Source organism: Methanoculleus taiwanensis, assembly GCF_004102725.1.
Taxonomy (GTDB): Archaea; Halobacteriota; Methanomicrobia; order Methanomicrobiales; family Methanoculleaceae; genus Methanoculleus_A; species Methanoculleus_A taiwanensis.
On record NZ_LHQS01000003.1, the window covers coordinates 126,773 to 140,866 of the forward strand.

Genomic DNA, 14,094 nt, shown 5'->3' on the forward strand with positions numbered 1-14,094 from the left:
TCACGCGAGGATCGCCTGTCAGAATACCGCTCTATCAAGTAAATACACAAAAGGTACGGAATGCATATGCAGTTTCAGGATTTTAATTTCACACCGGAGATATTGAAGGCTATCGAAGATATGGGATTCGAGGAACCGAGCCCCATCCAGACGCTCGCCATCCCCCCCATCTCTGCCGGCAGGGATGTAACCGGCCAGGCGCAGACCGGCACGGGCAAGACGGCCGCATTCGGGCTGCCGCTTCTCGAGAAGATGGACCCGGCCGATCGCAACGTCCAGGCGATCGTGCTCTGCCCTACGCGGGAACTTGCCATCCAGGTCGCCGAGGAGTTCCAGAAACTCCTGAAGTACCGGAGGGGCATCAACGTTCTCCCGGTCTACGGCGGCCAGCCTATCGAACGGCAGCTCAAGGCTCTCCGGCAGGGAGTGCAGGTCGTCATCGGAACGCCGGGGCGCGTGATCGACCACCTCGAGCGGGGCACCCTCTCACTGAACCACGTCAAGATCGCAGTCCTCGACGAGGCCGACCAGATGCTCGATATGGGCTTCCGGGAGGATATCGAGACGATCCTCGACGAAACCCCGGCAAAGCGGCAGATGGTGCTCTTCTCCGCGACGATGCCAAAGCCCATCTTAGAGATCTCACGCCGGTTCCAGACGAACCCGGAGTTCCTGCAGGTCGCCCACCGCGAGATGACGGTTCCGCAGGTCGAGCAGTCCTACATCGAGGTGCGGGAACGCGATAAACTCGAGGTGCTCTCCCGGCTGATGGACATTCACGATCCCAAGCTCGCCCTCATCTTCTGCAATACGAAGCGCAAGGTGGACGATCTCATTCAGCACCTGCAGACCCGCGGGTACTTTGCAGAGGCCCTCCACGGGGATATGAAGCAGACGCAGCGCGACCGCGTAATGGCAAAGTTCAGGGGCGGTTCGATCGATATCCTCGTGGCGACCGACGTTGCGGCACGCGGTATCGACGTCGAGAACGTCGATGTGGTCTTCAACTTCGACGTCCCCCAGGATACCGAGTACTACGTCCACCGTATCGGCAGGACGGCACGAGCGGGCAGGGCCGGCATGGCAATCACTTTCGTCGCCCCGAAGGAGATCTACAAACTCCGCGAGATCCAGAAGTTCGCCAATATCCGGATCACCAAGATCCCGGTGCCGACCCTGACGGACGTCGAAGAGACGAAGACCCGAGTCTTCCTCGACAAGGTCAAGACCACCATCCAGGAAGGAGATATCGATAAGTACATCCGGATCATCGAGCAGGTGATGGAAGAGGAGTTCACCTCCACCGAGATCGCCGCCGCACTCCTCAAGTTCGAGCTCGAACCGCGCCAGGAGGCCGCTCCTATCCAGGAGACTCGCATCGCCGAAACCGGAGCAGAGCCCGGGATGGTTCGGCTGTTCATCAACGTCGGGAGGAGCCACAATGTCGGACCCGGCGATATCGTCGGGGCAATCGCCGGGGAGACCGACGTTCCGGGCAAGGCGATCGGGGCGATCCGTATTCACGAGGGATACTCCTTCGTCGAGGTGCCGGAAGAATACGGCCAGCACGTTCTCTCAGTGATGAAGGGACGGACAATCCGGGGGCACGAGATCGACATCACCCCGGCGCAGGGCAGACAGCGGTAGGGGATGAGCCCGACCCCCTTTTCCGCAGATACCGTCCGTAAACGCTACCAACACTATATCGAGGAGCAGGAGCGCCTGCATCGGCGAGACCTCCGCGCTCTCCTCCGCCTCGACATCATTCCTTCCGAGACCTATGCCGTCTACGAGCGATGGCTGCCGGAGGACGGTGTCGACATGCTTCTCATCGCCGAGGCACCGCCGTGGCGGGGCGTCGGGGATCCGCACCGGTACCGCTATTTTTACAATCCGGATCAGGCGCCCATTACCGGGATGAGCCGGGAGATCTTTGCCGGTCTCGGGATCCGGGGCGGCACGAAACAGGAGTGCCTCGAGGCATTTCGGCAGCGCGGCCTCTTTCTGACGGATACCATCAAGTGCATCGTCAACAAAGACCTTCGTGCCCATATTCCGCGATCCCTGATCGAGTACAGCGCAAGAACGCTCCTTGCCGATGAGATCGGGCGGCTCGACCCCGGCACGATCGGCCTGCTCGGTTCGACGGCGCTGCATGCTCTCGCGTCCATCGAGCCGTATGCAAGCGAGTTCGGGGACAGCAGGACGATCAGAGATGCCGTGCTCCGCCAGCGCGAGCAGGTGTTCCGCATCGACGGACGGTCGGTTATCGTCTCGCCGTACCCGAGTGTGCGGAACGACCGGCGGGCGATCACCGAAGCGTTCCGGCTGCTCGGAGAGCATACGCGCCGAAGATAGAGATTATATATAGAAGGTGCTCCGGAGAGAGTGCCGATGACCTCTCCTGCAGGCAGGCGGAACGCACTTATCACCGTGGCGCTCGCCTCGTCCCTGGCACCCTTCATGGTGGCGGGCACCATCGTTGCGATCCCGACGATCGGCGAAGAGTTCGCCGTCGATCCGGTGACGCTGAGCTGGGTGCCGACGGCATTCTTCCTCGCAGCGGCCATGTTCCTCGTTCCGTTCGGGAGAGTTGCCGACATCTACGGAGTTAAAAAGGTCTTTTCGATCGGGGTCGCGGTCTATTTCGCTTCAGCTCTCCTTGCCGCCGCCGCACCATCCGCCCCCATCCTGATAGGCGCAAGATTCTTCACCGGCGTCGGGGCGGCGATGATCTTCGGCACGTCCTTCGCTCTTTTAAGCCTGGTATTGCCTGATACTGAACGGGGGACGGCGCTCGGCACGAACATCGCCGCGACGTATACCGGGTTCGCCCTCGGATTTCTGCTCGGCGGTCTTCTCACAACCTACCTCTCCTGGAGAGCGATCTTCCTCCTCATCATCCCGGTAACGGTGCTGGTGCTCTGGCTCATCCGCACGAGGCTCACCGGGGAGTGCGCCCTCTCGCGTGGGAAACACCTCGACCTGCCCGGCGCCGTCTTAAACATCACCATGCTGCTCCTCATCATGGTCGGTTTCTCGATCCTCCCCGAGCCGGCGGGTATCCTTGCCCTGCTCCTCGGGCTCGTCACCCTCGGCGTCTTTGCCGCCTGGGAGCGTCGGAGCGAAAGTCCCATCATCGACCTCCGCCTTCTTGCCCGGAACCGATGTTTTGCGCGCACCATGGCCTCGGTGCTGATCTACAACACAGCAACATTCGCCGGGATCTACCTCTTCAGCCTGTACCTGCAGTACATACGAGGGCAGAGCCCGGAGGCGGTCGGCCTCATCCTCCTCGTCTCAACGCTGATTACGGCATTCCTCGTACGATTCTCGGGGAAACTTGCAGATCTCGCACGACCGCATCTGGTCGCGAGCGGCGGTATCGTCGTTACGGCCGCAGGAATCCTCCCGCTCACCGGCCTCAACACGGCAACGCCACTTGCGATTGTACTCTTCGCACTGGTGATGCTCTCCGCAGGGCTCGCCTTCTTTCAGCCCCCCATCTACACCGCAGCCATCGGGGCTGTCGAGCGGGAGATGTACGGCGTGGCATCCGGCATGGTCGAGACGATGCGCCTCCTCGGGATGACCGTCAGCATGGCCGTCACCATCATCGTCTTCGCCGTATACTTCGGCGGGTCGGCGATCGGCCCTGCGACCTTCCCGATGCTCCTCGAGAGCATGCGGGTAATTTTCGTCATCTTTCTCATCCTGACAATCCTCGCTCTCCTCACCACGCTGCTCGGAGAGCGGGCGGCACGGCGGCGTCAGGAGCGGGAAGGGTGACCGGCCGCCTCTTTTACCCTCTGCACGACCTTCGAAAGATGCCGGTTGACGGGGTGAGCCCTCCGGATTGTAGCGGAGGCTCCGTCCAAGGCGGTGAGAAGCGTTTTCGGGTCGTCGAAGAGCGGGATCTCGACGTAGGTGCGGGAGAGTTCATACGGCAGGTGAGCATCGGAACCCGCCGAGATCGGCTTGCCCAGCTCCTGTGCATAGGCCGCCGCCAGATCGTTCTCCGCAGGCGAAGGGTTCCGTGCGTTAAAGCCCTCGACAATATCGATCCGGTCAATGATCTCGTAGAGCGTCTCCCGGCGGATCGCCGTCGAGCGGAAGGTGCAGAACGGGTGTGGGACGACTGCAAGCGCCCCCTGATCGCGGATAGTATCGAGCGTCTCGGCGGCGCTCATGCCGGGGCGGATCTCTTCGGTGAGGAAGACGCCGATGATTTCTCCATCGTCTGTCGTGATCTCCTCAGCAAGGATCAGCGGAATGTCAGGGTCGATCTCTCGTATCCGCGTGTACGCCCGCCGTGACCCCTCGATACTGTCGTGGTCGCAGACGAGGGAAAGAACACGGTTCTTCCGCCATGCCCTGACAAGAGCATCGATGCTCACCATCGAGTCAAGCGAGTATGCCGAGTGCACGTGCATATCGAGCCGTAAAAGATCGATCCTCCGGTCTCCCGGCGAACCTGCCGCTGCGTTACCTGTTTCCTGAATAAATGTCATTCGTGCTCCCGCCTGCCGGGCGGCCACCAGAATACGGGCCGCCGCACAATACCCATATAGTTCGAGTGAAGAAAATATATCTTTTTCCGGAAATCTCTATTGCACCAAGGTGCGGGAGCGCCCCGATGCCGGGCATGCCACCAACACTTATGCCCTACAACGTTCAACCTCCCGCACACGGTGGTACGAATGAGAGAAACCCTTGGAGTGTATGTCACCTACGTCGTACAGCTCCTCATCCTCCTCAACGCCGGCATCAGCATAGCGGCAGGAAACCTCCTTTATGCCGTATCGTCACTCGGCGCATTCGGCCTGACGCTGGTCCCCTACATCCTGACAAGGAGCAGGAGAATGCAGTTTCCGTGGGGACTCAACCTCCTGATCGCAATATCCCTGTACATGCACGTCGCCGGCCATGTCGGAGGATACTACGTGCAATACGCCCCGTACTACGACAAGGCTGCCCATTTAATCTCGTCCGTAACCATCACGACAATCGGGCTTGTCGTCGCTCTTCTCGCCGACCGCCTCTTCAGGATGAAGATGACACGAGGGTTCATCGTCCTTTTTGCCTTCCTTCTTACCATGGCAACAGGGGCGATCTGGGAGATCTACGAGTTCGCCTTAGATCAGATCTTCGGCACGTCGCTACAGCACGGAAATATCGATACCATGGTTGACCTCATCGTCGATATGGCCGGAGCCCTGCTCATCACCGCGCTCGGATACCTCTACCTCCGAAGTTCCTCGAAAGACGAGGTAGTAAACAGGTTATTAACCCCGTACGTAGATGAGGCGGATACCCCGATGCACCTTGACGAATCAGAGATCGTGCTCTCGGTCCGCGAACAGTAACCACGGTAGTGCACCACCCTGCATTATAAATATTTATGAGATCAGATAGAAAAGGAGTGAAGCTTTCCAGACATAATCTCCAATATCTCGGACTATTCGCCCTCGTCTTTCTGCCATCGATGTTCGGCTATATGGCATGGGAGGCGCAGGAGACCGATGTTACGGTCCTGAGCGTGGAAGGCGGCCCTGAGGGAGTTATCTTCATCTCCGACCCGCATCTCAAGGAGAGCAACATCGGTCACGTGCAGAGGACAATCGAGGAGATCAATCGCCTCGATCCCTCGCTCGTCCTGATCGGCGGAGACTTCGTCAACGGTGACGAGTCCGACTTCTCCCTCCAGGCGGTATGGAGCGCCGTCGATGCCCCGGTATACGCGGTGCTCGGCAACCACGACTACCGGGCGGGAACCGATGCCGGGGGCGGTTTTGCGAAAACAATCGCGCTGGCCGGCCTCGAGCTGACGGCTGAGGAGTACGACGTCAGCGCCCTGCGGGGAGACGAATCCGATCTCCGATTTGCCGACGAGCTGAGAGCGACTCTTGAGGCGAACGGGGTCAACGTACTGCAGAACGAGTACAAGATCCTCCGTGTCGGCGAGAAGGATCTCGTCCTCGTCGGCGTGGACGACGTCTGGGCAGGGATGGCGGAACCCCCGGAGGTGCCGGAGACCGACGCCTTCACCCTGTATCTCATCCACGTCCCCGACGGCAGGGCGAACTGGGACGCCGACCTCATCCTCTCCGGCCATACCCACGGCGGCCAGTTTATGTTCCCGGTTGTCCAGCAGTTCAGCGACTTCGGGTTCATGGAGGTGCGCGGCCTCATTCAGAAGGACGGAACACCGGCGACGTATATCACCCGCGGGATCTGCGGCTCGAGCCTCGGCGGGATCGATCTCCGCTTCAACAGCAGACCCGAGATCGTGCTGATCAACCCGACGGACGAGCAACTCCGCCTCCTTGACGCGAAGACCGGCACCGTGACGGTCGGGTAGAATGCCCGGCGCCGGAACGGTCAGGAGAGGAGCGCTTCGCCTCGTTCGATCAGGATGTCTGCCGTATGCCCCGGAATCCCTGCCGTCTCTACGAGCGCGGCCCTGCCCCGGGCGATCAGATCTCTGACGGTAAGAATTCCGGCGGCGGTCAGCCGTTTCCTGACTGCAGGCGTCACCCCGGTGATGATGGTAACCGGGTAGGACTGCGTCTCTTCGATCATGGTCCGGATGTTCCGGTCGAGCGGATAGTCCCATCCGAGATGTTCAATCCCCCAGCATGCCGCATAGCGTTTCGCATGCTCGGAGAGTTTGGTGTTGCAGACGATCAGAGCGGTATCGACCCGGAACGAATTCTCCCCCCGGCGATAGCCTTCCTGAACGTCCTCGACGATCGCCCGGGCGATCCTGCCCTCATCAAGCCCCGTCACCCGGTGATGGCTGAAGTGATGCTTCACCTCGACGAAGTATACGACGCCGTTCTTCCGTGCGATGGCGTCCACCTCGTGTTCGCCGCACCGTCCCGCAAGAATACGGCCGCCCTCCACCTCGTAGCCGTGGTCACGGAGCAGCCCCTGCACGTACACCTCAAAATCGGGTTTCGGGCTCAGCAGTGCAAGCGCCCGGCGAAGGTTGGTGCGATAGGCAACGGCCGGCCGGTATACTCTGGCACGCGCCCGGATCATCCGGAGCAGCGTCGAGGTCGGAATCCCGTCGTAGACCTGTTCCTCGATCTCATCGACGATCTGCTCGAGATGCTCGGGCGAGACCCCCAGGTTTCTGACAGTCCGCTTCACCCTCTCCCGGTCGAAGGGCTGCAGGCTCCCGTTCATCTTGGTGACGTATCTCATGGCGTAGTGATACCGTTCTTTGGAGGACGGAAAAATGTTTTTAAACGGTGACGCACCGGATTACCGCTCGTGATGTTTTGCGGCAAGTTTCCGGGCGGCCTCCCGGGCTTTCATCTCCGAAGGGTACAGGCCGGTCTTCCCGATCGAATTCCCCGCCGCATCGAAGAGTTCGACGTAGTAGGCACGTTCCTGGCGCGAGAAAGAGACTTCACCAACGATGCCGGGCGCGTATTCAGTCATGCAGAAGATCTCGGAGCGGGGAGATATGAGGATTGTGCACGGGCACCTCACTCCTGCTCGCGGGTCCCGAGTTCCGCCGGGTAGACCTCCGGCGGGGCGATCCCCTGCCGCTTCATCTCGGTCCATGCACGCCTCGTCACCTCCGACGAAAACTCGAACTCGTAGCGGAGATCGCTCGCGTAGGCTTTCGCACGGACACGCTTGTAGAAGGGAAAATCTTCGAGGAGAACCGTGTAGGGACGCGAGGGGGAGATGTAGACATACTTCGAAGTCCGCACGGCATCTTTGAGAATTGCCATGGCGGCGACGGCATCGCTCCGGTGGTCGATATACACGTCGACCACGACCATCATCTCGGCTTTCCCTGCGTTGCTGCTCGAGGTCGCTTCACTGAAGATGACATAGTTCGGTATGGAAACCAGTGAGTCGTCGGGCGTGACGATACGGGTCGACCGAAGGCCGATATCCACCACCTCACCGTAGTTGCCCTGGATCGAGATCTTGTCGCCGATCTGGTAGGGGCGCTCGAAGGAGATGACAAGCCCCCCGACGATATCGGCAAAGACGTCTTTCAGCCCGAACCCGAGTCCCGCCCCGAAGAACCCGGCAAACGCGACGACCTGGGAGAGCGACGGTTCGACGAGGGCCTGGAGGATGAGAATGATGACTGCGATGTAGACAACGATCTTGACGAGCGGGATCAGCATCGTGACCGAGAGCCGCCGTTCTCCCGGCCGGTCGGCGAGCCTTCGGAGGAGGGCGGGTACAATCCGGACGAGTATGTACGCGACGACGATGACGTAGACGATGAAGAGCGCCGTCCCGAAATCGATCTCCTTCAGTGGCAGCCCGGTGATATCGGGAGAGAGTATCTCGGCCATCACCACACCATCCGGATCTTCTGCAGGTAGGCGCTGACGCAGTGAAGCGCCTCGGGTTTGACGCGGTAGGAGTCCCGCTCCTCCTCGATCAGCCCCTGAACCCTGAGGCGGTAGAGCACCTGCCGAACGTCGATATCGGTATGCGCGATCTCCTCAAGGTCGCCGAAACTGATGGACTCCATCGAGAGAATGACCGCAAGAAGGAACGCCTCGTCGATGGTGAGGGAAACGGTGCAGGGGTTTGCAGGGATACTGCTCATCCTGACCGTATCGGACTCGAGGCTCCGCTCCCATATCCGCAGAGCGACCCCGTAGTTGCCGAGGGCGATACGGTTAATCCGATCGAAGATCGCATCCTCGGCGGCTCCGGCCGTCTCCGTCGCATCCCCGGAAGCACCGGGGCGCGGAGCGATCTTCGGCCACGGCAGCGCAACCGGGGAGTCGGAGAACGGCAGGTCGACAAGACGCCTTTCTATGGAAAAACGGCGTTTTTCCTGCGGCGGCGTATCGTCCACAAAAAGGATGGGCCGGTCGTATTGCGAGAGGATCATCGCCTTTAACGTTGCGTTCTCGATGGGGGGGAGCCGGATGGCGACGGGAAAATGCTCCTCAAGACGGGTGACGGCGTTCAGGTACGACCACGCAAAACCGTTCCAGCCCGTAATGAAGAGCTTCTCGGAGGTTGAGAGGAGTTCGAGGAACGCATCGAGCATCGCGAATCCGCCGATACGCCGGAGGGCGAGGAAGTGACACCCCTCCACCAGCACGATATCCTCGGTGCGGCGCATGGTATCGAGAAAACCGGTGTTCCTGACGACCGAATAGAACGGGAGATGGGTAACCCGGTGCGGATAAAACCGGATGATCTGCTGCATCAGCATGCTCTGACCGGCGAAAGGCTCTGCGATCACTGCAATATGAGCGGGGCTCTCACCGGTATACCCATCGATCGCCTCCCGGATCCGGACAACCTCACGCTCGAAGAGTGTTCCGGGCGTCCCGGCATCTGCCTCCACCATACAGAAGTATGGTCAGGAACTCCCATTTAGCCGTTCCGAAAGGCGTGTTACGGGTACTGCCCTCGCGGCCTTCCCCGAATAGATACCTCTCGCAGGGAAGCCGTAAACGCCGCAAGGGCGGGGATCATGGGGCAGCATAGTATCACCCGGGATCAGGCTTTCAGGGGAGCTGTTCTGCTGGCCGTATTCATCGGTATCCGGGCGGTTCCCTATGGGTTCCTCGCCGAAGGTCCGGTGCCGGGAAGCCTTCCTCGTGATCGCGTTCCCGGTGCTCCCGGTCGGACTCGTGTACATCGGGTTTACACGGTGGATCTCGCGTCGTCTACGGCCGGGTGCAGGTTGTACGCGGGTCGGTCATCGCATCCTTCATCGCCTACGGGCTGATCGGATAATCAGAGAGGGCGGCCTGCAAGAGACCTCCGAAAAGCCGATCAGGGGTTCCTGACCGACGGGTATATCTTCAGCCCACGGCAAGGGGAAAAACATGACCTATCTTCGGGCAACCATCGGCAGGTGGACGATCGACCTCTCCTCCGGCGAGGTGGTCGCTGCTTCGGAGCCTTCCGACTGATCCGGACAGAGCAGAACATATCACTCTTCAGCGATCCAGTCGCAGACGGCTCGCCACGCCTTGAGCTTCTCGGCATAGGGCATCGCAGCATAGGCAGAACTCGTCGAGGGGAGCCTGTGGACGGCGAGCTGATCGAAGATACCGGTAAAAGCCCTTCGTAGCAGGTCTTCGGCCTTTCTTCCGTCGCATACGATATGCCGGATCGTCGGGTGCCCGCCAAGCAGGGCAGGGATATCGTTCAGCTCCGCTTCCGTGATCCGGGCATCGCTGCTCCCCTCACGCCTGCACGACCCGATGACGTTCCAGAGCGCAATGCCATGCCGTTCGAGTACGGCAACCTTTCCGGGGTATGGAAGATCGCGGGGATACCGAAGAGATCGGCCATAATGCGCCAGAACTGGTTCTGCCGGTGCCGGTAGTACTGCCCCCGGAGGAGGGCCTCAACACTCGGAAAACTCCCGAGGATCAGAATACGAGGGCACGGACCTATCTCCGGCGACAGACCAGACTTCCTCCCGGAGCCGATCATGCCTGCAGGTGGGTGCCGGAATAGAAATGATCTTCGCTGCCGCTCCCGGTCACGGGGAGGCGTAGAATATCTTCGATGATAGAAAGAGTATTTTGGGTATTCCCAAGGATCTACAGTTCCGGGAGCACTCACTCCGAAGGGCCGGCGGACGCATGTGCTGCATCCGGCGTCCGTCCCGGTGAGATGAGTGCGCCTGTTATGGTAATCCGTTAGAACCCACGAAACTCTCTTCGCGGCTGCTGGGGACGCGCTTCGTCGATCCGTAAGGTACGGCCTTCGTAAACGGTTTCGTTCAGCGCCTCTTTTGCTTTCTCAGCCTCTTCGGGGCTTCCCATCTCGACGAATCCAAAGCCTTTGCGTTCGATGACTCTGACTTCTTTGACTTCCCCGTACTGGGAAAAGAGTTCGTTTAACTGTTCTTCATTTACCGAATAGGTAAGGTTTCCAACGTACAGCTTATTGCTTTCCATTCGGATCTCCTCTGCAACCTAATTTCGCTCGAAGCATAATGTATCTTTTGGAGAAAAGGTTTTTGTTGCCCCGGTAAGAGGCGATTTGGATCGCCGATCACTACCGGGGTCGAGAGATACCGGGTGAATCACCCCCGGCAGAGCGGGTAAACCCACACCTGCCGCACCCGGCATTTGCAGTGAGCATGCCCGCCATACCCGGATAGCAGCCCGGAGGTTCTCCGCCAGAGACCCGCCGGATGACAGTTAATTTATTAACAGTGCGGACCGTTGATATACAAGTGTACATGAGTCTACCTTATGGAGGAGAAGTACCAATGCATCCGGAGTTGATTAACTGACAGAGAAGAAAGGCCAGAGCGAGAGTACGGAGATCGTTCGGGTACGGCTGCCGAAGAAGCGGAACAGAGAGATCTTCGCCCGTGCCGAACTCATGCTTGGATCCAACCATATCCGTGTGCGGTGCGAAGACGGCGTCACCCGCATGGGAAGAATCAAGGGCAAGATCAAGAAGAGACTCTGGATACGAGAAGGCGATCTTCTCATCGTCGTCCCCTGGGATTTCCAGGACGAGAAGTGCGATATCATCTATCGATATATCCGGCCGCAGGTCGAGTGGCTGCAGAAGAACAACTATTTAAGCAAATAACTTTTTTCGACCTCTCCTACACCGCCATCCTGTTTCCGGAAATCCCGGAGGAGGCCGGGGAGGAGTCCGGCTTGCAAAGACCCGATCCCTGCCTCGCCCGACAGGTAACAGGGTCGGAGTGCGGCACTCAGCAGAGGCATGCATTCATTTGAAAGGCCTTGCATGAAGCCGGCCGTTCGGAGAGCCGCTATGCGCACAGGCCATATCGCCGTCGTCTCGCAGTCAGGCCCGGTTGCAGAGCAGAGAAGATTTCCGGGCGACCTACCTGCTGACCCGGCCGATTGCCATCGGGTTCCCCGTCGAGGCTGGAGCAGTTTTCAGATCGCCGGCAGGAGGTGACGGGTGCCGGACGTATCCGTCCCCCCTCGAGCACATGGTGCAGAACAGAATAGATCGTGTGTCGGGGAATGAAAAAATGTCCGGTGCCGGGCTACGGGAGATCCCCGCCCCCGTCTTCGTGCGGACAGGTGTCGCATCCCCGACGGGCACATCCGGCGATTCCGAGGGTCTTTCCGTTCAGCAGGGCATCGGCGACCTTCCGCCGGGCTTCGTGCAGATCCCGCCACGCCGTCTTGCGGGAGACACCAAGCAGGGCAGCTGCCTGTTCCTGGTCGAGACCCTCGAGATCGATGAGCCGCAGCACCTCAACCTCCTCGGGGAGCAGCATCACCGTCCCGCCCTCATGCTCGTCTGCAGGGCAGAGCGGAGCAAAGCAGCGATAAGTGCCTTCGCGTGCGATCGTCCGACGTACGCGCGGCCTCCCGCGCTGTTTCCGGCAGCATCCGTTTCCCTCCGGCGACATTACGCTCTCCTCAGTTCCGAGAAGAGGTTCTCGCTCAGTTCTCCGATGGCTTTCGCTGCAGGAGAATCCATGCGGGTCACCGGCCGGTTGTTCCTGACGGCCTGTACCACCAGCGGGTCGAACGGGATCCGGCCCACCACAGTCAGTCCCTCGGCATCGCAGTACGCCTGTATCTCCTGCGTGATCTGCTCCGCGAGATCGAACCGGTTGACCGCGACGAAGATATCGACGTCGAATCGGCGGCAGACCGTCACCAGCCGCTTAAGATCGTGCAGTGCGGAGATGCTCGGCTCGGTGACGATGAGCACCGCATCCATCCCGCTGATCGTCGAGATCAGCGGGCACCCAATTCCCGGTGGCCCGTCGACGAGCAGGAGATCGCACCCGTCTGCCATCCTGTTCGCACGTTTTTTAACCTCATGCACGAGCAGCCCTGAAGTCCCCGCCCCGGGGTTCAGCCGGGCATGCGCCAGGCGTCCGCGTTCCGTCTCCGAGGTGTAGATCTCCCCGCAGACCCGGGGTTCCATGGTAATCGCCCCCATGGGACACGCGTGTGCACAGGCACCGCACCCCTCGCAGTGCATGGCGTCGATCTGCCAGGCATCGTCCCTGCGCACGATTGCGCCGAACCTGCACCGGTCCGCACAGATCCCGCAGTCACGGCAGTACTCCGGATCTATCCGGGGCACTTCGAGCCCCATAAAGGGCTCCGTACTGATCCGCCGGGGCGCAAAGAGCAGTTCGAGGTTGGAGGCATCCACATCGCAGTCGGCGAGCACCTGGGTCTTCCGGCTGATATCCGCGAGAGCGGCCGTCACCATCGTCTTCCCGGTGCCGCCCTTCCCGCTGATCACGGCAAGCCGGATCATACCTTCACCCCGGCAAGTTCCGAGACCTTCCCAAAGAGGTCGGTGAAACGCTCACTCCAGCCAGGCAGATCACGACTTATCAGGCCGCCGGCATTCTGGACAGCGGCGATCTCGCGGTCGAAGGGGATCGTCATGAGAACCGGCAGTCCATGCTCCCGGCAGAACTCCGTAATCATCTCGTCCTTCCCGTCACTCCGGTTGATCACGACTCCCGACGGGAGACTGAGCCTTTCCGCCACCTCCGCGGCCAGGCGAAGGTCGTGCAGGCCGAATGGCGTCGACTCGGTAACGAGAATGCAGACGTCCGACCCCTCCATTGTTTCGATGACCGGGCAGGCAATGCCCGGCGAGGAGTCGTACAGAATAAGCGGGTGACCTTCCGCCAGCAGTTTAGCCATGTGTATCACCTGCGGCGCCTGCACCTCGCCTTCGCGTAAAAACCCGCTGATGAGGTTCAGTGCAGGAAGAGGCCGGGAACACCGGACAAAACCGATTGGGCGCCGGATCTCCCGTATTGCACCTTGCGGGCAGACGAACGTGCATCCGCCGCAGGAGTGGCAGAGTTCGGGGAAGACGAGAACCGTGTCCTTAAGCACGCTCAGTGCACCGTAACGGCAGAACTTCCCGCATTCACCGCAGAACGTGCAGCGCCCGGAATCGATCTCGGGGACGGTGACGGTAACCGGCAGATCCGTCGAAGCCGACGGGAAGAAGAGGTGGAGGTTCGGCTCCTCTACATCGCAGTCGACGACCGCCACATCGCGTATCAACGAGAGCGAGTACCCAAGGTTTGCCGTCACAGTGCTCTTGCCGGTGCCCCCCTTCCCACTGGCAACGACGATCTTCATCTCTGCA

The 14,094-nt window shown here is 60.3% G+C and carries 15 protein-coding genes; 6 read left to right on the top strand and 9 right to left on the bottom strand.

What is annotated here, in order from left to right:
• Positions 1–66: 66 nt before the first annotated feature.
• From ABH15_RS11120 to ABH15_RS11130, 3 genes are read left to right on the top strand one after another with little or no spacing between them, the layout of a single operon-like run.
• On the top strand, positions 67–1,647 hold the full coding sequence (locus tag ABH15_RS11120; protein WP_128694468.1) for a DEAD/DEAH box helicase: 1,581 nt from the start codon (positions 67–69) through the stop codon (positions 1,645–1,647).
• 3 nt (positions 1,648–1,650) lie between these two features.
• Entirely contained in the window at positions 1,651–2,358 is a 708-nt protein-coding gene (locus tag ABH15_RS11125) for a uracil-DNA glycosylase family protein (protein WP_128694469.1), read from the top strand.
• A gap of 36 nt (positions 2,359–2,394) precedes the next feature.
• Entirely contained in the window at positions 2,395–3,789 is a 1,395-nt protein-coding gene (locus ABH15_RS11130; RefSeq protein ID WP_128694470.1) for an MFS transporter, read from the top strand.
• Here the strand turns inward: ABH15_RS11130 and ABH15_RS11135 are convergent.
• Positions 3,771–4,511 carry a PHP domain-containing protein gene (locus ABH15_RS11135; RefSeq protein WP_128694471.1) on the bottom strand — a complete coding sequence of 247 codons (741 nt, stop codon included), beginning with the start codon at positions 4,509–4,511 and terminating at the stop codon, positions 3,771–3,773. The genes ABH15_RS11130 and ABH15_RS11135 overlap by 19 nt on opposite strands.
• Before the next feature lie 189 nt (positions 4,512–4,700).
• Here ABH15_RS11135 and ABH15_RS11140 point away from each other — a divergent pair, with 189 nt between their 5' ends.
• Together ABH15_RS11140 and ABH15_RS11145 are read left to right on the top strand one after the other, a co-directional pair.
• A complete protein-coding gene (locus ABH15_RS11140) occupies positions 4,701–5,366 on the top strand; it encodes a hypothetical protein (RefSeq protein ID WP_128694472.1) in 666 nt (221 codons plus the stop codon).
• A gap of 56 nt (positions 5,367–5,422) precedes the next feature.
• Positions 5,423–6,361, top strand: coding sequence for a metallophosphoesterase (locus ABH15_RS11145; RefSeq protein ID WP_241648095.1), 939 nt, complete (start codon positions 5,423–5,425; stop codon positions 6,359–6,361).
• 20 nt (positions 6,362–6,381) lie between these two features.
• Here the strand turns inward: ABH15_RS11145 and ABH15_RS11150 are convergent, their stop codons facing one another.
• The 5 genes from ABH15_RS11150 to ABH15_RS11175 all read right to left on the bottom strand — a co-directional run bounded on the left by ABH15_RS11150 (position 6,382) and on the right by ABH15_RS11175 (position 10,919).
• The gene (locus ABH15_RS11150; protein ID WP_128694473.1) at positions 6,382–7,209 is read right to left on the bottom strand and encodes an ATP cone domain-containing protein; all 828 of its coding nucleotides are present in this window, start codon (positions 7,207–7,209) and stop codon (positions 6,382–6,384) included.
• A gap of 60 nt (positions 7,210–7,269) precedes the next feature.
• Complete coding sequence (locus ABH15_RS11155) at positions 7,270–7,449, bottom strand: hypothetical protein (RefSeq protein WP_128694474.1); 180 nt, start codon at positions 7,447–7,449, stop codon at positions 7,270–7,272.
• Between the two features lie 47 nt (positions 7,450–7,496).
• Complete coding sequence (locus ABH15_RS11160; protein WP_128694475.1) at positions 7,497–8,330, bottom strand: mechanosensitive ion channel family protein; 834 nt, start codon at positions 8,328–8,330, stop codon at positions 7,497–7,499.
• Positions 8,330–9,349, bottom strand: coding sequence for a hypothetical protein (locus ABH15_RS11165; RefSeq protein WP_128694476.1), 1,020 nt, complete (start codon positions 9,347–9,349; stop codon positions 8,330–8,332). The genes ABH15_RS11160 and ABH15_RS11165 overlap by 1 nt, the downstream gene beginning before the upstream one ends.
• Positions 9,350–10,658: 1,309 nt before the next feature.
• Positions 10,659–10,919 carry an RNA recognition motif domain-containing protein gene (locus ABH15_RS11175; protein ID WP_128694477.1) on the bottom strand — a complete coding sequence of 87 codons (261 nt, stop codon included), beginning with the start codon at positions 10,917–10,919 and terminating at the stop codon, positions 10,659–10,661.
• A 337-nt stretch (positions 10,920–11,256) separates the two neighbouring features.
• Between ABH15_RS11175 and eif1A the strand changes: the two genes are divergently transcribed.
• Entirely contained in the window at positions 11,257–11,568 is a 312-nt protein-coding gene (gene eif1A / locus ABH15_RS11180; RefSeq protein WP_128694478.1) for a translation initiation factor eIF-1A, read from the top strand.
• A 430-nt stretch (positions 11,569–11,998) separates the two neighbouring features.
• Here the strand turns inward: eif1A and ABH15_RS11185 are convergent, their stop codons facing one another.
• From ABH15_RS11185 to ABH15_RS11195, 3 genes are read right to left on the bottom strand one after another with little or no spacing between them, the layout of a single operon-like run.
• A complete protein-coding gene (locus ABH15_RS11185; protein ID WP_128694479.1) occupies positions 11,999–12,370 on the bottom strand; it encodes a DUF134 domain-containing protein in 372 nt (123 codons plus the stop codon).
• A complete protein-coding gene (locus ABH15_RS11190; protein WP_128694480.1) occupies positions 12,370–13,239 on the bottom strand; it encodes an ATP-binding protein in 870 nt (289 codons plus the stop codon). Before ABH15_RS11190 ends, ABH15_RS11185 begins: the two co-directional genes overlap by 1 nt.
• Positions 13,236–14,087, bottom strand: coding sequence for a nucleotide-binding protein (locus ABH15_RS11195; RefSeq protein WP_128694481.1), 852 nt, complete (start codon positions 14,085–14,087; stop codon positions 13,236–13,238). The genes ABH15_RS11190 and ABH15_RS11195 overlap by 4 nt, the downstream gene beginning before the upstream one ends.
• Positions 14,088–14,094 lie beyond the last annotated feature (7 nt).